This is a genomic window from Thalassotalea sp. 273M-4 (assembly GCF_041410465.1).
GTDB classification, from domain to species: Bacteria; Pseudomonadota; Gammaproteobacteria; order Enterobacterales; family Alteromonadaceae; genus Thalassotalea_A; species Thalassotalea_A aquiviva.
Genome location: NZ_CP166961.1, coordinates 966308 through 989550, shown reverse-complemented (window position 1 = coordinate 989550; position 23243 = coordinate 966308). Strand labels below are relative to the sequence as shown.

At 39.8% G+C, this 23243-nt stretch carries 22 protein-coding genes and 1 other RNA gene; 13 read left to right on the top strand and 10 right to left on the bottom strand.

Going from position 1 to position 23243, the window contains the following annotated elements; all coding sequences use genetic code 11:
• The first annotated feature begins 130 nt into the window (after positions 1 to 130).
• The 6 genes from epd to ACAY00_RS04400 all read left to right on the top strand — a co-directional run bounded on the left by epd (position 131) and on the right by ACAY00_RS04400 (position 6300).
• Complete coding sequence (gene epd / locus ACAY00_RS04425; protein ID WP_371377772.1) at positions 131 to 1141, top strand: erythrose-4-phosphate dehydrogenase; 1011 nt, start codon at positions 131 to 133, stop codon at positions 1139 to 1141.
• A gap of 83 nt (positions 1142 to 1224) precedes the next feature.
• A complete protein-coding gene (locus ACAY00_RS04420) occupies positions 1225 to 2403 on the top strand; it encodes a phosphoglycerate kinase (RefSeq protein ID WP_371377769.1) in 1179 nt (392 codons plus the stop codon).
• Between the two features lie 89 nt (positions 2404 to 2492).
• Entirely contained in the window at positions 2493 to 3569 is a 1077-nt protein-coding gene (fbaA, locus tag ACAY00_RS04415; RefSeq protein ID WP_371377766.1) for a class II fructose-bisphosphate aldolase, read from the top strand.
• A gap of 173 nt (positions 3570 to 3742) precedes the next feature.
• Positions 3743 to 4636 carry a YdiY family protein gene (locus ACAY00_RS04410; RefSeq protein ID WP_371377763.1) on the top strand — a complete coding sequence of 298 codons (894 nt, stop codon included), beginning with the start codon at positions 3743 to 3745 and terminating at the stop codon, positions 4634 to 4636.
• A 125-nt stretch (positions 4637 to 4761) separates the two neighbouring features.
• Positions 4762 to 5697 carry a LysR family transcriptional regulator gene (locus ACAY00_RS04405; protein ID WP_371377760.1) on the top strand — a complete coding sequence of 312 codons (936 nt, stop codon included), beginning with the start codon at positions 4762 to 4764 and terminating at the stop codon, positions 5695 to 5697.
• A 210-nt stretch (positions 5698 to 5907) separates the two neighbouring features.
• Positions 5908 to 6300: a hypothetical protein gene (locus ACAY00_RS04400; protein WP_371377757.1), complete on the top strand. Its 393-nt coding sequence runs from the start codon at positions 5908 to 5910 to the stop codon at positions 6298 to 6300.
• Positions 6301 to 6365: 65 nt separating this feature from the next.
• Here ACAY00_RS04400 and ACAY00_RS04395 read toward each other — a convergent pair whose 3' ends face one another.
• A complete protein-coding gene (locus ACAY00_RS04395; protein WP_371377754.1) occupies positions 6366 to 6725 on the bottom strand; it encodes an RnfH family protein in 360 nt (119 codons plus the stop codon).
• Positions 6715 to 7158 carry a type II toxin-antitoxin system RatA family toxin gene (locus tag ACAY00_RS04390; RefSeq protein WP_371377751.1) on the bottom strand — a complete coding sequence of 148 codons (444 nt, stop codon included), beginning with the start codon at positions 7156 to 7158 and terminating at the stop codon, positions 6715 to 6717. The genes ACAY00_RS04395 and ACAY00_RS04390 overlap by 11 nt, the downstream gene beginning before the upstream one ends.
• Before the next feature lie 289 nt (positions 7159 to 7447).
• Between ACAY00_RS04390 and smpB the strand changes: the two genes are divergently transcribed.
• The gene (gene smpB / locus ACAY00_RS04385) at positions 7448 to 7933 is read left to right on the top strand and encodes an SsrA-binding protein SmpB (RefSeq protein WP_371377748.1); all 486 of its coding nucleotides are present in this window, start codon (positions 7448 to 7450) and stop codon (positions 7931 to 7933) included.
• Between the two features lie 58 nt (positions 7934 to 7991).
• Here the strand turns inward: smpB and ACAY00_RS04380 are convergent, their stop codons facing one another.
• Entirely contained in the window at positions 7992 to 8465 is a 474-nt protein-coding gene (locus ACAY00_RS04380; protein ID WP_371377745.1) for a hotdog fold domain-containing protein, read from the bottom strand.
• 192 nt (positions 8466 to 8657) lie between these two features.
• Here ACAY00_RS04380 and ssrA point away from each other — a divergent pair.
• Positions 8658 to 9008, top strand: a transfer-messenger RNA (tmRNA) gene (gene ssrA, locus ACAY00_RS04375).
• Between the two features lie 233 nt (positions 9009 to 9241).
• On the top strand, positions 9242 to 10444 hold the full coding sequence (locus ACAY00_RS04370; RefSeq protein WP_371377742.1) for an integrase domain-containing protein: 1203 nt from the start codon (positions 9242 to 9244) through the stop codon (positions 10442 to 10444).
• Between the two features lie 98 nt (positions 10445 to 10542).
• On the opposite strand, the gene dsr1 is transcribed toward ACAY00_RS04370, so the two are convergent.
• From dsr1 to ACAY00_RS04340, 6 genes are all read right to left on the bottom strand, one after another.
• Positions 10543 to 14310 (bottom strand): anti-phage defense-associated sirtuin Dsr1, encoded by a 3768-nt coding sequence (gene dsr1 / locus ACAY00_RS04365; protein ID WP_371377739.1) that lies wholly within the window; start codon positions 14308 to 14310, stop codon positions 10543 to 10545.
• Positions 14311 to 14469: 159 nt separating this feature from the next.
• Positions 14470 to 15783, bottom strand: coding sequence for a hypothetical protein (locus ACAY00_RS04360; protein ID WP_371377736.1), 1314 nt, complete (start codon positions 15781 to 15783; stop codon positions 14470 to 14472).
• Between the two features lie 327 nt (positions 15784 to 16110).
• Positions 16111 to 16365 carry a hypothetical protein gene (locus ACAY00_RS04355; protein WP_371377733.1) on the bottom strand — a complete coding sequence of 85 codons (255 nt, stop codon included), beginning with the start codon at positions 16363 to 16365 and terminating at the stop codon, positions 16111 to 16113.
• Positions 16366 to 16380: 15 nt separating this feature from the next.
• Positions 16381 to 17508, bottom strand: coding sequence for a 5-methylcytosine-specific restriction endonuclease system specificity protein McrC (mcrC, locus tag ACAY00_RS04350; RefSeq protein WP_371377729.1), 1128 nt, complete (start codon positions 17506 to 17508; stop codon positions 16381 to 16383).
• A complete protein-coding gene (locus tag ACAY00_RS04345; RefSeq protein WP_371377726.1) occupies positions 17508 to 19703 on the bottom strand; it encodes an McrB family protein in 2196 nt (731 codons plus the stop codon). Before ACAY00_RS04345 ends, mcrC begins: the two co-directional genes overlap by 1 nt.
• A gap of 294 nt (positions 19704 to 19997) precedes the next feature.
• Positions 19998 to 20213: an AlpA family transcriptional regulator gene (locus tag ACAY00_RS04340; RefSeq protein WP_371377723.1), complete on the bottom strand. Its 216-nt coding sequence runs from the start codon at positions 20211 to 20213 to the stop codon at positions 19998 to 20000.
• A gap of 133 nt (positions 20214 to 20346) precedes the next feature.
• Here ACAY00_RS04340 and ACAY00_RS04335 point away from each other — a divergent pair, with 133 nt between their 5' ends.
• The 4 genes from ACAY00_RS04335 (at position 20347) to ACAY00_RS04320 (ending at position 22423) form a co-directional block, all read left to right on the top strand.
• The gene (locus ACAY00_RS04335) at positions 20347 to 20823 is read left to right on the top strand and encodes a JAB domain-containing protein (protein WP_371377720.1); all 477 of its coding nucleotides are present in this window, start codon (positions 20347 to 20349) and stop codon (positions 20821 to 20823) included.
• A gap of 15 nt (positions 20824 to 20838) precedes the next feature.
• Positions 20839 to 21249: a DUF2787 family protein gene (locus ACAY00_RS04330; RefSeq protein ID WP_371377716.1), complete on the top strand. Its 411-nt coding sequence runs from the start codon at positions 20839 to 20841 to the stop codon at positions 21247 to 21249.
• A 129-nt stretch (positions 21250 to 21378) separates the two neighbouring features.
• Complete coding sequence (locus tag ACAY00_RS04325) at positions 21379 to 21939, top strand: tyrosine-type recombinase/integrase (RefSeq protein WP_371377713.1); 561 nt, start codon at positions 21379 to 21381, stop codon at positions 21937 to 21939.
• 13 nt (positions 21940 to 21952) lie between these two features.
• Positions 21953 to 22423 carry a lecithin retinol acyltransferase family protein gene (locus ACAY00_RS04320; RefSeq protein ID WP_371377710.1) on the top strand — a complete coding sequence of 157 codons (471 nt, stop codon included), beginning with the start codon at positions 21953 to 21955 and terminating at the stop codon, positions 22421 to 22423.
• A 56-nt stretch (positions 22424 to 22479) separates the two neighbouring features.
• On the opposite strand, the gene ACAY00_RS04315 is transcribed toward ACAY00_RS04320, so the two are convergent.
• Complete coding sequence (locus ACAY00_RS04315; RefSeq protein WP_371377706.1) at positions 22480 to 23187, bottom strand: hypothetical protein; 708 nt, start codon at positions 23185 to 23187, stop codon at positions 22480 to 22482.
• Positions 23188 to 23243 lie beyond the last annotated feature (56 nt).

The following is a 23243-nucleotide window of genomic DNA, read 5'->3' as shown; positions in this document are numbered from 1 at the left end:
CAATACAGTGTCAAGGCAGGCTTTTATAGCCTGCCTTGACGATTTTCAGATAACGATTTGATTGGTTTGTTATCATACAAAGTCGTTATTTGACATACGCTACCCCGTTTAAGGATACAGCAGCCAAAATATGACCATAAAAATTGCAATAAATGGTTTTGGACGCATCGGACGAAGCATACTTCGAGCCCTCTATGAGTCTGGTCGTAACGATGAGTTTCAGATTGTGGCGATCAATGAATTAGCCGAGCCAAACGCTATTGCCCACCTCTTAAAGTACGACACAACCCATGGCCGATTTCCCTTTGCCGTTAGTTTCAATGACGGCATGTTAAACGTTGCGGGTGATGATATTGTTCTGATTCATCAGTCCAATGTTGAGCAATTGCCTTGGGCTGATCTTGCAGTCGATATTGTGCTCGATTGCACTGGCATATATCATTCTAAAGAGGCCGCTTTAAAACACATCAAACAAGGGGCGAAAAAAGTATTGTATTCGCAACCTGCCCACACCGACGTCGATAACACCATTATATTTGGCATAAATCAACAAACACTTACGCCAACTGATGTTATTGTATCTAACGGTTCTTGTACGACAAATTGTATTGTTCCAGTTATAAAAGCACTAGACGATGCATTTGGTATTGAAAGTGGTACTATTACCACCATTCATTCTTCAATGCATGATCAACAAGTCATTGACGCCTACCATAAAGATTTACGTTTATCTCGGGCGGCGAGTCAATCTATTATTCCTGTTGATACAAAACTAGCAATAGGCATTGAGCGAATATTGCCAACACTTAAAGGGCGATTTGAAGCCATTGCGGTGCGAGTACCCACAATAAATGTAACAGCAATGGATTTGAGCGTGACCGTAAACACCGATGTCGATATTGCTTCGGTAAACAACGCAATTATGGAAAAACAGGCTGGAGACTTATCAGGTATTTTAGGTTTTACCACCGAACCCTTGGTCTCAATGGACTTTAACCATGACTTGCATTCAGCCATTGTTGATGGCAACTCTACACGAGTTAGCCACAAGCGATTAGTAAAATTACTAGTATGGTGTGATAACGAATGGGGCTTTGCCAACCGGATGTTAGATACCGCCTACTCAATGCATTATGCTTAATAAAATTAGCACTATAATTAATTTGCAAAATTTCAAAATTTTTATTTTTATTTTTACACTCTAGATTTCAACGGAGACACACTATGTCTGTCATTAAAATGACTGATCTTGAATTAGCCAACAAACGCGTTTTAATTCGTGAAGATTTAAACGTTCCAGTAAAAAACGGTAAAATCACTTCTGATGCTCGCTTAAGAGCCGCTTTACCAACATTGAAGCACGCTTTAGATGCTGGTGCGAAAGTAATGGTAATGTCTCACTTAGGTCGTCCAACCGAAGGTGAATACAACGAAGAATTCTCTTTGAAAGTGGTTGCCGAATATTTAGCAGACGCTCTAAACAAGCCAGTACGCATAGAAAAAGACTATCTTGACGGTGTGGAAGTTGAAGCAGGTGAATTAGTTGTTTTTGAAAACGTTCGTTTTAACGTTGGGGAAAAGAAAAACGACGAAGGCTTATCGAAAAAAATGGCTGCTTTATGTGATATCTACGTAATGGATGCCTTTGGTACAGCTCACCGTGCACAAGCATCAACACACGGCGTTGGTCAATTTGCTCCGATCGCCTGTGCGGGTCCTTTATTGGCCGGTGAATTAGACGCTCTTGGTAAAGCACTACATAACCCTGCTCGTCCATTGGTGGCGATTGTTGGCGGTTCTAAAGTGTCAACCAAACTGACAGTGTTAGATTCTCTTTCGAACATTGTTGACCAGTTAGTTGTTGGTGGTGGCATTGCCAATACCTTTATTGCAGCCCAAGGTCACAATGTAGGTAAGTCTTTATACGAAGCCGACTTAATTGACGAAGCGAATCGTTTAACAGCCAATGCAATTGCAAACAATGGTTCTATTCCAACGCCAACAGATGTAGTTGTCGGTAAAGAATTTTCAGAAACTGCCGAAGCAACACTGAAAAACGTTGCTGATGTGAACGATGATGATATGATCTTTGACATTGGTCCTGATTCAGCCAAAGCCTTGGCTGACATTTTGGAAAATGCTGGCACCATCGTTTGGAATGGTCCAGTAGGTGTCTTTGAGTTTGACCAATTTGGCGAAGGTACAAAAGTTATCGCAAACGCCATTGCAAATTCAAAAGCATTTTCAATCGCCGGTGGTGGCGATACTCTAGCGGCAGTGGACAAATATAACATTGCTGATAAAGTATCATATATCTCAACTGGTGGCGGTGCCTTCCTTGAATTCCTAGAAGGCAAAAAATTACCAGCTGTTGCTATGCTTGAAGCACGCGCTGCAGAATAAAAACTGAAAAGAGTTCCCTTTGGCCGTCGCTTAAGGGGAGTCTTTTGACTAACAAAATTTAAAATTTAAAATTTATAGTGAGTAAAACAATGACTAAAGTATTAGATGTCGTAAAACCTGGTGTTGTAACAGGTGAAGACTTAAACAAAATCTTCGAAATCTGTAAGGCCAAGAAAGCGGCTCTTCCTGCTGTTAACTGTATTGGTACAGACTCTATCAATGGTGTTTTAGAAGCAGCAGCCGCTGTTAACTCACCAGTAATCGTTCAATTCTCTAACGGTGGCGCGGCATTCGTTGCCGGTAAAGGTCTTAAAGCTGAAGGACAAGATGCACAAGTTCTTGGTGCTGTTGCTGGTGCAAAACACGTTCACGAATTAGCAAAAGCTTACGGTGTGCCTGTTATCCTTCACACTGACCACGCGGCGAAGAAATTACTGCCTTGGATTGACGGTCTTTTAGACGCATCAGAGAAGCACTTTGCTGAAACTGGTTCGCCATTATTCTCTTCACACATGATTGACTTATCTGAAGAGTCTTTAGAAGAAAACTTAGAAATTTGTGAAAAATACCTAGCCCGTATGGCGAAAATGGGTATGACTCTAGAAATCGAACTAGGTTGTACTGGTGGTGAAGAAGACGGCGTTGATAACACCGATATGGACGAGTCTAAGCTTTACACTCAACCAGAAGAAGTTAACGAAGCATACGAGCGTTTAAGCAAGATCAGCCCGAACTTCACAATTGCAGCATCTTTTGGTAACGTTCACGGTGTATACAAACCAGGTAACGTTAAGCTAACTCCAACCATCTTACGTGACTCTCAAGCTTACATCCAAGAGAAGCACAACACAGATGCGGCGCCAGTAAACTTCGTATTCCACGGCGGTTCAGGTTCTTCACAAGAAGAAATCACTGAAGCTATCTCTTACGGTGTGATCAAAATGAACATCGATACCGATACTCAGTGGGCATCTTGGGAAGGTATTATGAACTTCTACAAAGAAAAAGAAGCTTACCTACAAGGTCAAATCGGTAACCCTGAAGGTGACGATGCACCAAACAAGAAATACTACGATCCACGTGTTTGGTTACGCAAAGCGCAAGAGTCTTTCGTTGCGCGTATTAAACAAGCATTTGCTGATTTAAACGCGGTTGATCTAAACTAAAAACTTAACCGTTTAATAACGACAAAGGCCGCTTTGTAACCGAAGCGGCCTTTTTTATTACAAAAAGTTATTTTACTGGTTTGCTATAGATTTCTCGATATAATACTCGTTGCAGCCGTTTTATCGCTTTGCTGTCTTCTTGAATATTTAATTTGTCTTATAAAGTTGTACTGATGAAATCAAAACTGTCTCTATTACTACTAACCGCTCTAACTCTCCCCACAGCATTTTCTCAAGAGTCTGCCGACGCGGCGGTGATTAATGCCGTTGTTACTTCGCTTTACGAAGAAGATAAAATTCTTTGCTATCACTTCACTGATGAGGTGCCGCCAGAGGAATATATTAGCTTACCTGAGTGTACTTTAACCCCAGAAAAATTTTCGGGGGCTTTAGAAGTTGGGGCGTTTTTTAACACCGGTGATAATAACTCAGCGCTGGCAAAAACCCGAGCCGACTTAGTCCATGAAATTGGTAAAATGCGAAATAACTACCTCCTCGACTTTTATGCCCGCAAATCAGAGCAAGAAGAGGAAAACGGTGACAAGATCTATGTTACTACCGACCAGAAATGGTCGACCGCATTGCAAAGTAATTACGTACTTGAAGACGGTGGTAAAAACTATGTCTTTGGCTTTTTAGGTTATGAAGATGACCGCTTTAATGGTTTTGATTACCAAAGTTCACTTGCTGCGGGTTGGGGTCGTCGCTGGCTTGAAACCAACACCTCGTATTTTGACGCTGAAATTGGGCCTGGTTTAAAAGTTGATGCGATTAAAGAAACCGATACCATCAGTGCTGAAACCCAAAAGGCGGTGATCATTCGTGCGGCAACTACCTATGAGCAAAACCTATTTGACTCAATACAGTTCAAACAGACCTTTTCAGTAGAAATGGCGCCAAAAAGTGGTGAGAACAGTAAGTTTAAATCGATAAGTTCAGTCACCACCAAATTAATTGAATCGCTGGCTTTAAAGTTTTCTTTTTATGTCGACCATAATACCGAAGTGGAAGGTGACGCCGATAATACCCGCACCGAGACCTCTTTGACCCTTGTTTATAGTATTTAGCAGTCGTATCTTTTTAGTGAGTAAGCCCGCTGATGATGCGGGCTTTTTTGTTTACACCTTTCGGTTAGGCTAGCAACGCTATAATAATTAATGTAATTTATACAAAAATAAAAAACATTAATTTTATGAATATAGCAAATATTGACCTTAATCTTTTAGTTGCCTTTGATGTTTTATTACGTGAAAAAAATGTCACAAGAGCGGCGGCCCAATTGGCGATAACCCAACCGGCGATGAGCAACAGTTTAAAGCGCCTTAGACAGTTGCTAAACGATCCTGTTTTAGTGAGAACCTCTGAGGGTATGGTGCCGACTCAAAGGGCGCGAAGTCTAGCCCCTACCGTACGCAACGTATTAAGAGAAATCAAAGAAGCCTTACAAAAGGTAGAGCAATTTGATCCGAGCAACAGTACTCGGCTATTTCGATTAATGGCCAGTGACTACGCTGCATCAACCATCCTGCCTAAACTTTTACATCAACTCAATGAAATTGCTCCTAACGTTACTCTAGATATTATGACCCCAAGTGATGTGAGTTTTCATGATGTAGAAGATGGTAAAATAGACATGGCAATCAATCGATTTGATAATTTACCGCAATCTTTTCATCAAAAAGTATTGTGGCGAGATAGCTTTCGCTGTGTTACTCGGGCATCCAACCCTGCCATTACCAAGTTTAATTTACAGACGTATTTACAAAGTAAACATGTGTGGGTGAGTAAAACTGGCTTTGGCGTCGGGCTTGGTATGGACCCTAACGATGTGCAAAAACTTGGTTGGGTTGACGAAGCCCTAGCTAAATTGGATGAGAAACGAGATATAAAACTCTTTACCCGTAACTACTATGTCGCTATGCAATTAGCGCTTGATGATGATCTCATCGCCACCGTACCGCACAAAGCTGCTAAATTACATGAAAGTGATCCTAACGGTGTGATTTTACCGGTACCATTTGAGATCCCAGATATTGAACTAAAAATGATTTGGTCACCATTACTTCATCATGAAGCCAGTCATATATGGTTTCGAAATTTAGTCAATGATATCGCTCAAAGTTGTTAATCACCGATTAAATCTAGGCCAAATTGTACTTTAATTTTGCGATAAATAATCGCGTAAAGTCACGCAAAGGCGCCATTCATCTTGAAATTTTGGGAATTCATCGGATCAAATTAGCATATTACAAATTTATAACATATGTTATCATCACCAACGTGGAAAATATTTGCTGGTAGCACGTTACTCTTACCAAAGGTCATTGAGGATTGCAATATGCATCGATTTAATAAACTTACCAATTTAATACTTGGCGTTAGTTTTATCTTGGCGCTTCCTTTTTCGGCATTGGCCATTGAACACATCAAACAAGATTACAGCTTTGAGATGCAAGTGAGTATCACCACAGTGACCAACAGTCATTTTGGCAGCTATGATGCGATTATTAACAAACCCCTTGCACAAATTGTTGAAGTAGCCTCAAGTGAGCCATTAGCCAATAGCCCTGAAAAAAACCATAACCTGTTTGAGCTTGCTATGCATGTACAAGACAAGGTTCAATATTACATGGCCGTTATCGAAGACACTTTTTCAAGCGAGCCTTCATACCAAGGTGGGGAATGTAAGTCCGGTCGCGTTGCAAAAATAGCCAGTCTATTTTCACTCTAGCTTTTTAGACCACATTTAAACTAAAAATTCCTGACTTGATATCAGGATTTTTTTTCGCTTGTGCTTTAGTCTGCGCTATCCGTTTTTGCACGCAAAGGATTTAGCCTGCCACCGGTAACTTTGTCTGCACGCCCTTCTTCTTTGGCTTTTTGCGCTCGACGTTTACGAACTTCTTTTGGATCGGCAATTAACGGACGATAGATTTCAATTCGATCGCCCTCTTCAACAACATGCGATAATTTTACCGACTTGTTCCAAATGCCGACCTTATTTTCGGTTAAGTCAATTTGTGGGTATTTTTGTAAAATCCCCGATACTTCGATGGCTTGCTCTACCGTAGAGCCGGCATCGATATGTAATGCCATTAAAGTTTGTTCATCTGGTAGGGCATACACCAATTCAATGGTAATTTGTTCAGCTAGCATTGGCTGTATACACCTCTTTAGCACGATCAGTAAATGCGTTGATCATATTATTGGTTAAATTTTGGAACACTTTGCCAAACGCCACTTCGATCACCTTGCTTGAAAATTCATAATCAAGTTCTAATGATACTTTACAGGCCGTGTCACTGAGCGGGGTTAATAACCAATGGCCGGTGAGTTTGCGAAACGGTCCATCTTTTAAATTCATAATAATCTTGTGATCTTTGATTAATGTATTCTCTGTGGTGAACCACTTTTGAATGCCACCTTTAGAAACAAGTAAAGAGGCAACCATTTTGTCGTTTAGACTTTCAACAATTTTAGAGTCCAGACAACCTGGTAAAAATTCTGGATAAGACAGAACTTCATTAATTAATTCATACATTTGAGCAGCACTATGCATAACAAGTGCGCTGCGGTTAATAGCTGGCATTTAGATCCCCCAATTAGAATATGGCTATAATATCAAAGCCAGATAAAAAGCTCACCCCTAAATAACATTTTGTAAAGAATACAAAAAAGTTAATTCGCATGTTTGTTTAAGCGGTGAATGCCTTATCAAAGTACATCGGCATCAATGACGGTTAAAGCCTGAGCGTATTGCTGATGATTAACATACGAGGATTTATAACCCTGCGATTAAATTCGCATTTTGCCAACAGTGATGAATAATTAGGATTTACTATACCAATCTGCTGTTTCTTAAGTATAATGGCGCCATTATGGCAAAGAAAAAATCTAAATCGAAACAAAACAGTAATACCATCGCTTTAAACAAAAAAGCGAGGCATGAGTATACCCTTTCAGATAAGTTTGAAGCGGGTATTGAACTGCAAGGCTGGGAAATAAAATCTTTGCGAGTTGGTAAGGTAAACATCTCAGATTGTTACGTGTTTATCAAAAATCGCGAAGCCTACCTTTTAGGGGCTGAAATACAACCGCTAAATTCAGCATCGACCCACGTTGTTTGCGATCCCACTCGTGATCGTAAACTGTTATTAAACCAACGTGAAATCGATAGACTGGCTGGTGCCGTTGACCGCCAGGGTTTTTCATTAATCGCAACAGCGCTTTATTGGAAGCGTAACTGGGTAAAACTTGAGTTTTGCTTAGGTAAAGGTAAAAAAGCACACGACAAACGTGCTGATATCAAAGATCGCGAATGGAAAGTAGACCAAGGTCGACTAATGAAAACGAAAAACTTATAAACCCAAAAACGCCAGCATATGCTGGCGTTTTGTGTTTTAGCCAATAACAATCGTGTTACTATGCCTTTTTCTCAGGTTTTTTACTTACCCAAAGCATGATATGCCCTTGTACGACGACAACGTCATTTTCATCTAAGGCCTTAACCGGCACTTTAAAATCACCTTCAACCCACTCCTGATCGCTTATATCGGCGATACAACGGATATCAGTACCTGCTTTGGCGGTATAATCTAAGCTCATGCCTTTGGGGATCCAGCGAAGATGACTGGGAATGCTCGCTTCGGCAACCGCTCCCATTGCCATTTCAAGGCCATTACAAATAGCTATCACATGCATGGTGCCAATATGGTTTTGCACAATTTTACGTTTTTTAATTAAAACCTGACAGAACCCGGGTCGTAGTTCCTGCACTAAAGGCTTAATGGTTTTAAAGTAAGGCGCCATTTGTGCAAAAAACCATGAGAATAAACGTTTACCAAAAGAAAATTTATTCCATTTATTATATATTTCTAATAATTTGTTTTGCGTCATAGAGTTAGTTGCCTCAATCAATACTGGTCTAATCAGATATAGAAAACATAATACGAGTTTCGGGCACTAAATTGCAACGAAATTGTCTTAATATGTATCGATGATTGGTTGAAAATCAATCGCGTTGTATCTTGCAAAATTTAAAGGTACAATACACTTTCTGAATAGCTATCAGCTTTCAGAAATACCTTTGGGGCGGATTTAGGATTCGACGGGATTCACGAAACCCAAGGTGCATGTCCAGGGGCGGTTGGCCTGGTAAAAAGCCGCAAAACTATAGTTGCAAACGACGAAACGTTCGCACTAGCAGCATAATGCTAGCCATCCTCTCATAGTCTCGCCTATTGACTTGAGATGCGATGGTCATACTAAATGGGCTAGCGAGGGAACCTTGTCTGAGGGTGAACCGCGAAATCGTATCAGGCTCACCAGAAAGAACCCTGTCGTTCGGGGTCCGACTGGTTAAATAAAAGAACGACTAAACATGTAGTACCGAGGATGTAGGTTTTTCGGACGGGGGTTCAACTCCCCCCCGCTCCACCACTTACATAATTAAAGACGTCTCAGGACGTCTTTTTTTATGCCTAAAATCAACGATTTACCACTAAACCCTGTCTATTAACGTCTACTAGCATCTAGCTAAATCTAGCTCTTTGGGTATTCCAATTGGTATTCCAAAACTGATTGACCTATATTTTGGAATACCATAATCTGTTCATTCATCCTATATCGCGTGATAAACCTATTCTACCAGAGCAAACAATCAGGACATCTAGATGGCTAAAGAAACCGTAAAACCTATTACTAGTGACAGGCAGTTAAAAGCCCTACAGACTCTAGATAAAGATTATGTTCGCTCTGCTGCTCCTAACTTACAAATCAGAATAAGAAAGACAGGTTCCAAACTTTGGAATTTTAACTATCGCCACCCTATTACAAAGCGCCGATTAAATATGGGCCTAGGCAGCTATCCTACTATTTCACTTGCTGAAGCCAGAGAGTTAGCAACACAAGCTCGTAAACTTGTGCAATTGGGCATAGATCCCAAAGAGGAAAGAGAAAAAAATAAAAAGCTGCAAATAGCCGAAACTGAACATATCTTTGAAAATGTCATCAAAAACTGGTTTGAAGTGAAGCGTTCTTCAGTATCTGATGATTATGCGACTGATGTATGGCGATCTCTGGAAAACTACATACTGCCTCAGCTAGGCAAGCTAAATGTAAACGATCTAGACGCACCTTCTGTAATTGAAGTACTAAAGCCTATTGAAGCTAAAGGAAGCTTAGAAACAGTAAAACGCCTAAGCCAACGCTTAAACGAGATAATGGAGTTTGCAGCCAATACAGGTATCATCAAGGCGAATCCGATTTCCGGCATAAAGTCGGCTTTTAAAAAGCCGATTAAATCAAATATGCCAACGCTTAAACCTCACGAGCTTCCTGAGCTCTTAGAAGCCATTTCTGAAGCTAATATTAAGAAAGTAACCAGATACCTTATTTTGTGGCAATTGCACACTATGGTGCGACCTAGTGAAGCTGCTGGCGCTAGGTGGGAAGAAGTTGACTGGGAAAATGAACTTTGGGTTATTCCTGCTGAGCGCATGAAGAAAAAGCGTGAACATATCGTTCCCCTAACACCGGAAATTCTGAAAATCTTAGAAAAACTAAAACCACTAAGTGCTCATCGTGAGCACTTATTCCCCGCAGATCGGAATCCAAGAACACACTGTAACACTCAAACAGCAAACGCCGCGATAAAACGCATGGGGTTTGAAGGACGACTCGTCAGCCATGGTCTGAGATCTCTTGCAAGCACAACGCTCAACGAGCAAGGTTTTGCACCGCATGTTATTGAGGCAGCCCTCGCACATGCCAAAGAAAACCAGGTAGAAGCTGCCTATAATCGAGCTCAATACCTTGAACAAAGAAAAGAAATGATGAATTGGTGGAGTAACTCCATCAATAAATTCAGTCCATGAGTGACAAGGTGTAATAGTCAACTTGATACAAACTGACCATCATTTAGGTGACCATATTTGGCTTATCTACACTAGTAGTTCTATTTTATCCCCTTCTTTTAATCATACCGCCTAAGTAAATTATTGAGCCGTTGATAGGCTTGCTCTGTATGTAAATCAGGATCTTGCTCTAAAACTTCATCTAGACAATCTCTTAGCTTGGACGGTGGTCTAAATCTAGGCTCATCAGTGATAAGCATATCAAGAAAATCCAATGATTCTTTCGGGAATAGCCTAATTATTTCACTAGATTTTAATTTATTTACAATGTACTCCGTGTCGTCAATTCTTGTTAAGTAATGTTTTAACAATTTTAAAGTATATACAAAAAACTCTTTAGCATTGATACAAAGTAATGCTAATTGGCTAACTGTCTGTTCGGATGGCGTAATATCTTTTGGCCAAATTTTATTTAAAAATACTTTTACGCGATGTTCCCAGTATTCATTATGTCTATCACCGGAATTTGATAACGCATCATTTAAAGAAGAAACCACATAACGCAAAGATTCAATAGGTAGGTTTCTAAAGGCGTTCGCTAATTCGGTGACTTTAAAATCTTCATATTGTTGGAGAGCAACATATGTCAAAAACCGGGCATATTGCTCTTTGGCTTGACCGAGCTGTTCATAGTAATTTGCAGTGTATAAAAGGTTTGTCTTGATTTTTATCAAAAATGATTCATGTAATCTTGGTGACCATAAGTAACTCCTCCAGACTAAACTTGCTGAGTTTGAATTGCCCCAATCAAATAGAGGTAACACATGTTTTTGGGTCCATCCCGGCGAAACTCTGTATAGTGACAACGCATTTGTTGCAACAATGACCTTAGCTAAAGAATAAACTTCGTTTTCATTAGAAACTAACAGCTCGAATCTTTTCCTATATTTATCATCCAGTCCATCGTTATCGTTAGGTTTATCGGCATACCAATGTCTAAATAAGCTTTCAGCGGTAATACCTATAGGGTGGTTTATCGCTGAGGTAATTACATCATTTGGCTCATTATCAAAGTCATACGGGATAGCTAATAATTTATCTACAAAAGAAAAATACTGCTGTTCTGGCAGAGCTCTGCAAGTAGTATTGGCTTTTAACCATCGTGATAAGTTCCATGCAATATCTTTTAACTTATGCTCGTCCATTTCAAGAAAAACGTTGGATAAAGACCGCCAAGCTTTAATGCTTAACCTCTTTGATTCAGTCCAAATGTTTAAAGCTTCCCTCCAACGTTCAGGTATCCAGATGTTATCTTGTTCAAGAGCTAATAGTGCATTTTTGGCAACCATGAAATCATTTTTACACCTTATTGACCAATCATCTTCATCCCAATGATCATGATCAGGTTTAGATTTCAGCCAGGCTATTAATTCTGTTTCACCAGTGGGGCTAGGCGAAGTTTCCTTATAATAACTTCCTTCGCCCATCCAGAATGGAAACTCCTCTCTTTGGTCGTCCGCTAATTCCCAGTTTGGGTTTTCCTGTTTAATATTTTGATAAACTTGTTCTGCTTTTTTACTAAATATGAGTCCGCCCAGCTTCAACTTCTCTAGTCGTAACCATTTTTCTCTGTTTACTAAATGACCAAACGCCTCATCTGTTAAATCTTCTCTATACCATATTCTGTTTGGACCCGAACAAATATTATTTAATAAACGTTCGGCATTTTTAACATCAAAGTGCCCAGCTAAATGAGGGAGTAGCTGAAGAAGTTCTCTTTGTGAAGATACACTCCACAGCCATTTAGAGTCTTCTTGCTCTAACCAATTATTGATTTCTTCTGGCGAAATGGCGTCCAGCTTGGAAGTTGCAAAAAAGGCTAGCCTTTTAAAAATTGGAAACGGCGTTTCCCACCAAATACGTACGATATTTTTTGCTTTGCTAGCGTTACTATCTAGTAATGAAATCCAAGAATCTCTGACTAGGTCAATCAATACAGTCCAGTTGTTATAATCCTTATTTTGTGGGTGTTCAGAAATTGATGGCTGTTCTACATAGGTATAGTCAGTATGTTCATCGACTCCCCCTAAAACAGCTTTTAATTCCATCACTTCAATCAATAAGGCATTCACGTCAGAAAAGATACGAGATACATCGCTTTTCCAGGTATCAACTCTAGATATATGTTTGATAGCCGAATGTGCAAATGAGGAACTTAAATCTATATCCCAAGAAAGATATTTTCTGATTCCTGCTTTCTCGTCATAAAATGCCAAACCTATTGGCTTTCTAAAAATGACAACAGGACTTAAAGCCTTTCTCAGTCTGCTCTTTAGAGTTGGTGTTATCCCTGTTTTTTGGTATTCATCAGCCCAGCTATACAGGTTATGACGATGTCCAGAATTAATACAATAGCCAGCTAAAACTAAATCCCAAACTGTTAGCATCTCCTCACTTAATACAGCATCTTCACTTATAAGTTTTAATTTCTCAAAGAAGGCGCTATTTACATTTTGTTTCTGCTTTCTTTGTTCAGATATTTTTTGTTCAATTAAACTCTGAAGGTAACTGTTTAATATTCCGCCTCTTTTAAGAACAAATAATACAAGGTCAGGATTATTAAGGTGGCATACTAACCAGTTACCAAGACCTCGCATAATATTATCCCATTGAGTCTCACTGTAGGGTGATTGAGAAAGTGTCATTAGTGGAGCTTTTGAACATTTTGCTGGTCGAGAAAATAAACTAAAAGTCGCATCAGAATTAATGCTAGCATCATAAACACCAAAGCGGCTTAATTCTTGATTTTTAAATTCAATTGAATCTAACACTGACAGCCAACTTAACGGCGGTGATGGGATTAATTTTGAAAATGTATTGGCTGGAATTCCACTTGGATGACTTAAAGCCCAAGCTAATCTCCTTGCATACTCGTTGTAATAGTCAGAGCTAGTAGGTGTAAACGGTGCTGTCGTGGCCACAATTTGTTCTTTGCCACTTAATCCATCTTTGTATGTACTTGACCAATTTATTAACGTTCTATGCAAATAATAGTGATTCTTATGGCTTTTATACAATATGGGTGTAACGTTTTTAGCTTTCCAACGTTTGAACTCATCGTCGAACTTACCTTTACTATATTCTCCAAAAGCAAACATTTCTGGGGGCGACTCCCCCAACAATCTATCAGCTGCTAATGCATCCATCATATAGCGAAGGACTGGATCATTAAGGCTATAACCAACAAAACAGACGGTATAACTTCTAAATAATTCACTTACAAATCGAGCTGCCCAACGTTCTGTTAAATACGCTAATCCAAAGTCACCACTCGAAACAACTAAATGATCTAATTCAGATCCATTTACAGAATCAGGTAAGAGCCCATGTAAATACACTAAACCGTCCCACCTATTTTTGGGCACCGGTAACAACGGTGCTTTAAAAATAGGAAGTTCGAGTTTCTCCTCTTCACTTGCTTTAAAGAAAACACGATCAAAATTGGTAGTGATTAACCTCATTTTCTGATTTTTCGTTAAAGAAAGTTGTAGTAGCGCTCGATGAGTTGAAGTCGCATTAGCTTTTGAAAAATCTGGCTCTAGAAGAGCAGCCATCTTATGACGTACATCACGTCGCCATTCATTAGTTTGTTTGACCGCCTCTAGCAAGGAGACAGCTGTATCAAACTGTCCTGCTTTTAATGCTTGTTGTTGCACTTCATCAGGAGTTATACCCATGAGTTTGTAAAGTTCCCAAACTAAACCTCCGAAACCGGGTAAACCTGCAGGAAAAGATATTCCTGCGCCACAAAAAAAAACCACATTTCCTTCTTCATGGGCTTGAATTAATGCCTCGGGTACATCGGGTCCATTTTTTACAAACTGCATTTAACAATCTCCCTAAAATTAATAATATTCCATGATATACGTGTAAGCCTTGTCAAACATTACTTGGTCTTTATGTAATTTGTATTTAGACAAGGTTTTGCGAAGTGATTTTTGTACTTCTCGTTCACTGCCAAAGGTATTTTTCAAGTTCTTGTTAGGTCATAATGAGGATATTTCCTCTTTCATTAGTTTTGTTTCAAACGCTTTGTAAATGCTTTCGATAAAATTAGCTAATGGCGTTATGTCATTTTGATTTCTATCTAGTTGAGCGAGTTTTTTGAACGGAACGCTGATTGAAATATGATAACCAAAGGCTATGTTGAATAATGTTCTTTTAGAATTAATAATTTTATCTTGCCAATTACACTGAGTTTTCCAGTCAGAATTTATGTGCTGATCTAGCAAGTTTTCTATAACAGACCAGTCTTGTCTGTATATTCTGCCAGTGTGTTTGTTAAAGTTTTGCTTGGTATAAAGCGGCTTACAGAAATCATGTTCGCTTAACCATAAACCAGTTATATATGACTGCCCCATGAACTTAATATGAAATTCTTTGCATGTAACATATGGCTCATCACTGATAATTAATTGGTCTGCAAATCGTGGTTCTTGTTGGAAAATATGCCAGCCCTGGCCTTTAGTGTTCCCTGGATAAATATCAACTACTAAGTCACCAGAGTTATTATCAACTCTAAATAAGAGTTCGTTTGACCAACCCTTTGAAAAATTAGTACCAAGCCTGTCGTTATATGAGAGCTTTTCTACTGTTTCAGAGTTTTTACAAAACTGGTTTATGGCTGATTCTAATCTTCGATATATGGCTTTTGAGCTAATGTTTTTTAAAGAGCCTATTGGAGTTTCAGGCATCCAGCTAAAGTTATGTCCTTTAACAAGTTGAATAAAATCCGTCAGGAATCGATTACTATTGCCGGTTGTTTTTTCAAAACTGGCAACTTTAACGGCAATTGCCATTAATTTCTTCCAGTTCAAATCTATAGGGGTAACAGTTTCTTTATTATTTTCAATACTTTTTCCTTGATGAATAAAAGTATTCAATATTTGATTATATAGCTGAGCAGTACAATCGATATTATCTCGTTTAGCTTCAACGACTATTAAAATATTATTTATTGTAATTACTAAATCACAGATAGGATCATATTCGGAATTGTGAGTTTGTTGCCAAAAATTAAACATTATGGTTTCACTCAAAGAAACTGCAAATACCTGTTCAAACTCTCCAATGTTACTGGTACTTTTTTGTATTTCAATTTGAATACTTGTTTCACCATCTAGGTCTTCAAATAGCTGATTGTACAAGTCAGAATTATTGATGATGGATTTCAATACTTCATGGCAAAATAGTGAATCTTCTTGAAGGCATATTGCTAAAGCTCTTGTTAAATCATTCTCTAACTGATAACTACGATTGCTTTTTGCGTATGTTTTAAAAATATTTAGATGCTTATTCATCTATAGAAATTCCTTTAAAATCCTTTTAAATTTTTCTTCTGCTTCTAAGCATTCATGCCATGCTTATTCAACAGCTGGCAAGTTGTCTTCAATTATTTTTTTCATTGTATAGCGGAATGTTAAGATTAAAGTCGTTTTCTTTGAGGTCATCCATCGAAGTGACTTTAACGTAATTTTTTTCGGTAGTCATATTAAAAATAGCCCGCTTATTCACTGTAACAATAGTGAAGGAACTTCATGTTGAAATTATTATATTGAACTCTATTGTAAAGGGTTAAAGGGCTTACGCAAGCAGATAATAAAAAACCTTGCAATTCATTGACTTAATTAAATCTGTTGACTTAAACCCCAGTTCCAACAAGGCTTCCCAAATTTATGGAACATATTGTTTTTATTTTGTTCAAGATATTCTAACACTTGCTTAGATTTATTCGCGTAAGCTATGAAATAACAATCAACAGGAAAGCCTTCTTCAGGGTGTGGTACCGTTAATAATGGGTTTCCGCCGCTTTCAACCATTCGCTCAAATAAATCAATTTCATTAAGCTCGGCCGCCAGCAATAAAGAGGTAGAACCATCCATTCACGTTTTATGCTTTTATTTGTTCTCTTGGAAACTCTTTCGTAAAAACAGCAGCAGCCGCTCTCTAATTGATATAGCTGACTCAGCCAAATTAACAGTACAAAACCATATCGGGTGGCCTTGAATTGTTACCGTTTCAGCGATTTCTTTATCTACTGTCGGGTGAAGTAACATACCAATGCTTTCAATTGATTTGGGGTCTGATATGTCTTCTTGGCTTCTGAGGTAGGTATACATTTGGTAGATATAACCACTGCGAAGAGTTTCTTCCCTATGCCAACCTTTGGTGGTCACTGAATTGAATTTTGTGTCGATTACCAAACGTTTATCTGATGAGCGATTATCAACAATAATGTCTGTTTTCATGCTGGGAAGGATTTCATCGATCCCTGAACTTTTATCTGATATCTGCCAATCAAATTGTTTGCCAGCCAATACACGCCACTCTCTTTTATCTAGTGCTACGGCATAAAAACCCGCTATAGCTTTTTCAAACAGTTTTCTAAGCCACTCTTTCTGAGAGTCAGGGGATGTTAGATGAAATTGACCGTCAAACTCTGTGGGCAAAGCGAGTGAAAATGCCAAATCGGCTGCAGCAACCATCTTCTGATCACTAATATCATGGCGACCAAATCTTTCTGACTTTCCGCTGTAATTTATTGGCTTTGCCTTGCTCACGCCTAGACGTTCTAAACTCAGCATTAAGACTCGGCATTTATGCGCAAGAGTTGTTTTAATATTCAGCTTTGATAATTGTTCTAATGCAGATCTAACATATCGATTACGATGAGTATCTACAGTTAACTCATCAAAACGACAACATACCTTTCCTTTTTCAAGTAGCCTTTGCCGCTCGGTGGTTAGGGTATCTATTCGTCCACGAACTCGACTGATTACAGCAACTTTTGACTCATACCCATAGCTTAAATTTCGCATCATGCGTTCTTCAACTAGATGGCAGAGGAGCTCGGCAACCAAATCTGCTATTTCTTCAGGATTATCTTCCACGTCGACGTTTTTGGTGCCTAGGTGGCGATAAAGATCTGAAGCATAAAGCATCAACAACCACAGGTTACGAACAGGTATCTTTCCTAATCGTCTCGACGAAGTGACTTGGCCATGTGCTTCAATAACGGCAGCCATTAAATGCCTTCAATCAGAGCGTCTTTGGACTTCATAGCGCGTTCTATATCGTCAAACCAGTATTCTTCAAGAAGCGGCCCAATTTCAGTTTCTACGACACCTTGAAACCATGCTCCAGCATCTTCTATCTTTGCATTTAAAGGTGGCGTTACATAACTGTGGCCGATTTTAAACTGAGGACCCAAGTTTCGATCTTTTGATATCTCGTTATTTAGAGAGACTATGCGCTGCTCAATTAACTGTAAAAAATCGTCATCAATACCAGACTTATTATGAACCCAATTGCGCCATACATCACCCAGCGTAGGCTTAAGATCAAAAAATGCGAAACGGCGACGTAGAGCAAGGTCGACAAGTGCTAATGAGCGGTCGGCAATATTCATAGTACCAATAACATAAAGGTTAGCGGGAATATGGATTCTTTCGCCTTCAGTTCGACGATAACTAAGCTCTAAAGCTTCGCTTGGTGTGCGCTTGTCAGCCTCTAATAAGGTGAGCATTTCGCCAAAAACCTGAGCAGGGTTCCCCCGGTTAATTTCTTCGATAACGACTACGTGTTTGATGCTGGCATCTTTTTTTGCTTCGTTAATCATTTCCAAGAATGGGCCATCAACGAGCGTCAATTTGCCTTCACCAGATGGTCTCCAACCACGCACAAAATCCTCATAAGATAGGTTTGGGTGAAACTGAACGGCACGCAGGGAGTTTTCGTCCTTTTGGCCCATTAACGCATAAGCAAGTTTCTTCGCGAGCCATGTTTTACCAGTTCCCGGAGGACCTTGGAGAATAATATTTTTCTTCTGTCTAAGCTGAGTAATTATTTTAGCGATGCTTTCTCTCTCAAGAAAACAACCATCGGCAATAATGTCGTCAATTGTATACTGCTCAATAGGAGCGGTCTGTTCAGCAACTTCGTTTTCTTCTGCCGATAGCTCCTCATCCTCAAAGTCTGTAGCATTTGGATGTGCGGATGTGTCGATGTCCTTAAACAGCCAAGCCGACAGCGATAGTTCTGGAAAAGAGTGTACGGGGTAGGCGTCCTCTTGAAATCGTGTTTCCAGAACGTCAATCAGGCCGAAGTAATCTTTTGAGCTACAACGGCCTTTTTCACCATTTTTGCCAATTTCTAAACCCAATTTTTTAGTAATATATGTTTGAGACTGGCCATCAAGAGTCAAGTACTTCCATGGTCGAATCCAATAGAGCCCCATCGAAAGGTTCCAGCCGGTTCCCCAGCATTTAGTCGCCGTTTCATAGGCGTCATAAAGTACCTCTGCGGTATCAGTTTCTGAATTATTTGCGTGTTCTATGGCTGCCTCAAAAAGGTTCCATAACGCCTCAATGTCGTGTTCCCCCCTTCGGTATTTGTATCCAAAAAACCAAGAGCGCTGATTATTAACAACGGGGATACCTTCAAAAGAGTTAGGAACTGGCGCTTCAACTTTCAAAAAAGTAGCAAGTTCGTTTGCGATCGCTATTCGATTAGCATCAGTGATGCCTCTATTAAATAGGCCAAATACGGTAAATGGACAAATATCATCTAGTAATTCTTTCGTACCTTCCTCAGGCTGATCTTGAAGGACTGAAATGCTTCCAATTTTGTTTGGTAAGTCGTGAATGGCGGTCATCAACGAAGCACGATTACCTTTGTAAGCTAACAGCTTGTCGGCAAACTCTTCATAGAACTGAGTCCACTTAAAACGCTGTTTATCGACAGGGGTATCACCGAAGCGTTCTTTCCAAAAGGGAGCATTGCGAAAACGATCTATATCCTGTGGCATTTTATTGAAAGTGAAGTCAATAAGCCCCTCTGTCATCCAGTCATCGGGAGAGACGCGCCAAATAGTGCTGCGATTGGTATAGAAATACCATTCATTAACAGGCTCAAAGCGTGGTTGCCACTCAACATCGACAAAGCGACCATCGCCATGGTTACGGGTAATCACACCAATAGCTTTGATCCCCATTACTGAAACAGTCTGGCCTTTATTCTCAAAAGGGAGCTCTCGCTTTCGTGTGTAGGACGATTTAATAGCAATCTTGTCGCCCGGCTGCATACTACGCACGACATCAAGATATTTATCCTCATAGCCGTTTTGCCAAACGGCATCATTGAGGAAGCGCTCAGTTTGGTCCTCACTACCTTTACCGTAGGATGCACCTACAAACCAAAACGAATTCGATTGACTATTCATAACTATTCCATATTTCCATCAAGTACATCCACTGCATCATTAAAGAGCTCATCTGACTCAGCAAAATAAACGGTTTTAGAAACTGAACGATACGAATATTAAGCTTAAAAGGTGGAATGCTTACGCCATCTAATTAATTTTATTAGGTATCATCCTATCACAAATTGTTTTGTAGAAAATACTGAGGCGATAACTTTCTGATCTAGACTTCATTTGTCGCTCAGTACGTAAAAGTAAAGGGTCGCTCTTCATTATCCCGAACACGCCTGGTAACTTTTGTTTTTCTAACCTGCTTTAAGCCACTATGCTTACAGAGTTATTTTTATTGTTAGCATCACGCTCTGCAATTTTATCTAACACCCAATCCGTTACTTCTTGTTCTACCCAGGCAACGGCTCTATCTCCTAATGGTACCGATTTAGGAAACGTGTCATTTGCCATGAACTTATATACCGATGCTCTGCTAAGGCCTGTCAATTCCATTACTTTTTTTAATCTGATTAATCGCATTTTTAAATCCTCTGGTTATGTTCAAAGGATTCGCAAAGCCGGTTATTTTTTAGGGGCATAAAAACGATATAAAAACATTTCAGATATATATCACCCCTGTGCATAGACATGTTTAATCATTAAGGAGAACGTTATGCACAGTTCATTAGCTGAGACATACAAGTCTCATCGCCCGCTGCACGAATTTCGTGTCCTTGAAAAAGCGGCCAAGATCATCGAACGCAGCTACTTAAAAGGTCAGGCGTTTACCAGCTCTGGCGCCACCCAAGATTTTTTGATGTGTAAGCTAGGCACATATAAACAAGAAGTGTTTGCTGTCATGCTGCTCGATAGCCAGCATCACCTGATTGAATACAAAGAATTGTTTTTCGGGACCATTGATGCGGCAACCGTTTACCCTCGCGAAGTCGTTCGAGCGGTATTTGAAGCTAATGCAGCCGCAGTGGTATTTGCCCATAACCACCCTTCTGGCATTTCTGAGCCGTCGATTGCCGATAAAAATATTACTGAGCGCCTGATAAAAGCTCTTGGTCTGATTGATGTTCGGGTATTGGACCACATCATCGTGGCAGAAACCCCGGTGTCGTTTGCAGAGAAAGGATTGCTGTGAGGTATAGCTATGGATATGAAAATAAAGAGAAATACTGAATTATCGTTACCTGATACGTTTTACCAGTTAATCGAAAAAGAGATCATAGAAGCGAGTAAACCAGATGAAGGTGCCAAGCGCATTACCCTGAATTTTTTAGACCCAGGTTATTGTGCTCAAACGGGTGGTTATCACCCTGTGAACGTGGGCCTGGTGAAAGACATGAAAGAGTGGAGATTGATTTCGATATCCGATTACGCCTACCAGGGTTTATCAAATGATTTGGTAAAAGAAATTGATATCTGTTTTACCACCAATAAAGCCTACAGCATGTTTACGGAGTGGCTAGATAGCGGTGATTCACAAGAGCTGCTCTCGATGCTTCTCAACAACTTCGTCGAGTACTACGATATGGGCGTTTATCGCACCGCCGTCTACATCGACTGACCCCAAAACCTCAGGTTCCCATTTTGGCATTTTGGGAACCTGACACCCCAGTAAAAACAAGGCCTTCAGCAATATACCCTCGCTGAAGTTCCCTTTTTAACAACATACAGCAAAAAAGGAACCTGAAATATGGCCGAAGTTCAAGCGATCACGCAATTTGAAAAAGTCCATCTCATAAGCCATCTGCTGTCCATTCGTTGCAGTGAGCAAATGGCAGACATTTGGAATATTGGTTTAAACCTGGCTCTTCGAATATCGGATTTACTGTCGATTAAGTTTTCCGACATACAAGGCGATAGGCTTATCCTAAAAGAAGGCAAGACCGGCAAAGTTGCCAACATCCAACTTAACAACAAAGCGCTGAGTGTTATCAGTAAAATCAAAGAGAAGCACCCTTCTCATATTTACTTGTTTCAATCCTATCGCAGTCAAGGTACGGAAAACCAGGCACCTAAACCATTAAGCCGTCGCGCCGTGTCCGAAGCATTCGCTAAAGTCGGTGAAGAGCTTGGCTTATCACTTGGTACCCACAGCATGCGTAAAACCCGTGGTTATCACTTGTATAAAAACACCAAAGACATCGCCAGAGTGATGAAGATGCTCAGGCACAGCTCTGAGGCCGTCACGCTCAGATACATCGGCATGACCCAAGCCGAAATCGATGCTGACTTTGTTGAACTCGAAATCTAATAAGGAATACTCTATGTTTAAATATTTTTTACTCGGACCAGCGATCAATCTGGTTGAAAGCCTCGTCGATGAATTTCGCGATAGCGTAAACCCTAAGATAGGCAGTGTCGTTTATTGTGACATGTGCTGTGGCTACGCCGATCACAGTGGCATTTATGTGGGTAATAACCAAATCATCCATTTAAATGGCAAGGGGGTTATTGAACGAGTTAATCCTACAGGTTTCACCGACGGTACCACCGCACTAAACATCTACGTATCTTCCAAAGATGAGTATGCCTGTGGTGATGAGTGTGTAGCTGAACGTGCGCTTGATATGCTCGGAACAAAAACGGAATACAACACGCTATCAAATAACTGCCATCAGTTCTCTGCCTATTGCTTAAATGGTGACCTACATAACGCCTGCTCGTTTATGTGGATGTTAAAAGATGAAGCGAAAAGCTACCTTGGTGCCAATACCTGGCGGCATTGGGATAGATAGGAGGTTAAGCCTAGGCATTAGCCTAGGCTTAAAATATAATTAGTCGCCATTATTAGTTAAGCGGCTACTTTCCCTAGGATGGTTTGACCAATCAGCGCCATACTTTTTGTTTTTACCGCCTCAAGCTTTTCCATATCAAAGTTTTCAACAGCAATAGCAATAGCAAAATCACCATTACGCATGTCTAATGCCATAGCGATAGATTGCTCTTCGTCACCGAAGAATAAAGATACTAGGTTTGAGTGTTTAATACTGTCAGGAAGTTCTAGCGAAAATACTCTATCTTTTCCAAGGCCTAACTTATCACCTTTACCGTTCACTAAGTGCACCATCGATGAACCTATTTTAAATAAAGACTGACTAATTTCTGATGCCCCTAAGTAGCCAGCAGACAATGCAAATAAAGCGCTACTAGCAACACCTTGGACAACACCTGATATTAACGTTGTAATCGACTCCGATGTTGTCTTATTAGTCAATAACTCGACATCTGTCACAAATTCAACTTTTTCACGAAAAATGGTTAGCTTCTTAGGCAAGACTAATATCTCACCATAAGTCTTGTGCTCAACAATTACTCCTTGTTGCTCAACGCTCTTGAGTGATACATCGTCACCAAACTTTTGCTCTAAGGCATAGCTGACCATTTTTTTAAATAGCATGTTTCGAATAATAAATTGCTTAGCATCTTTATCTAAATCAATTGCTAAAGATGTAAAAGCGGTCTTTGCAAGTAGAGACCAACCTGATGATATACCTAACATTTAGATTCTCTTTTTATTTTTGCTAATTATGCATTTCTAAAAGAAATGAATAACCT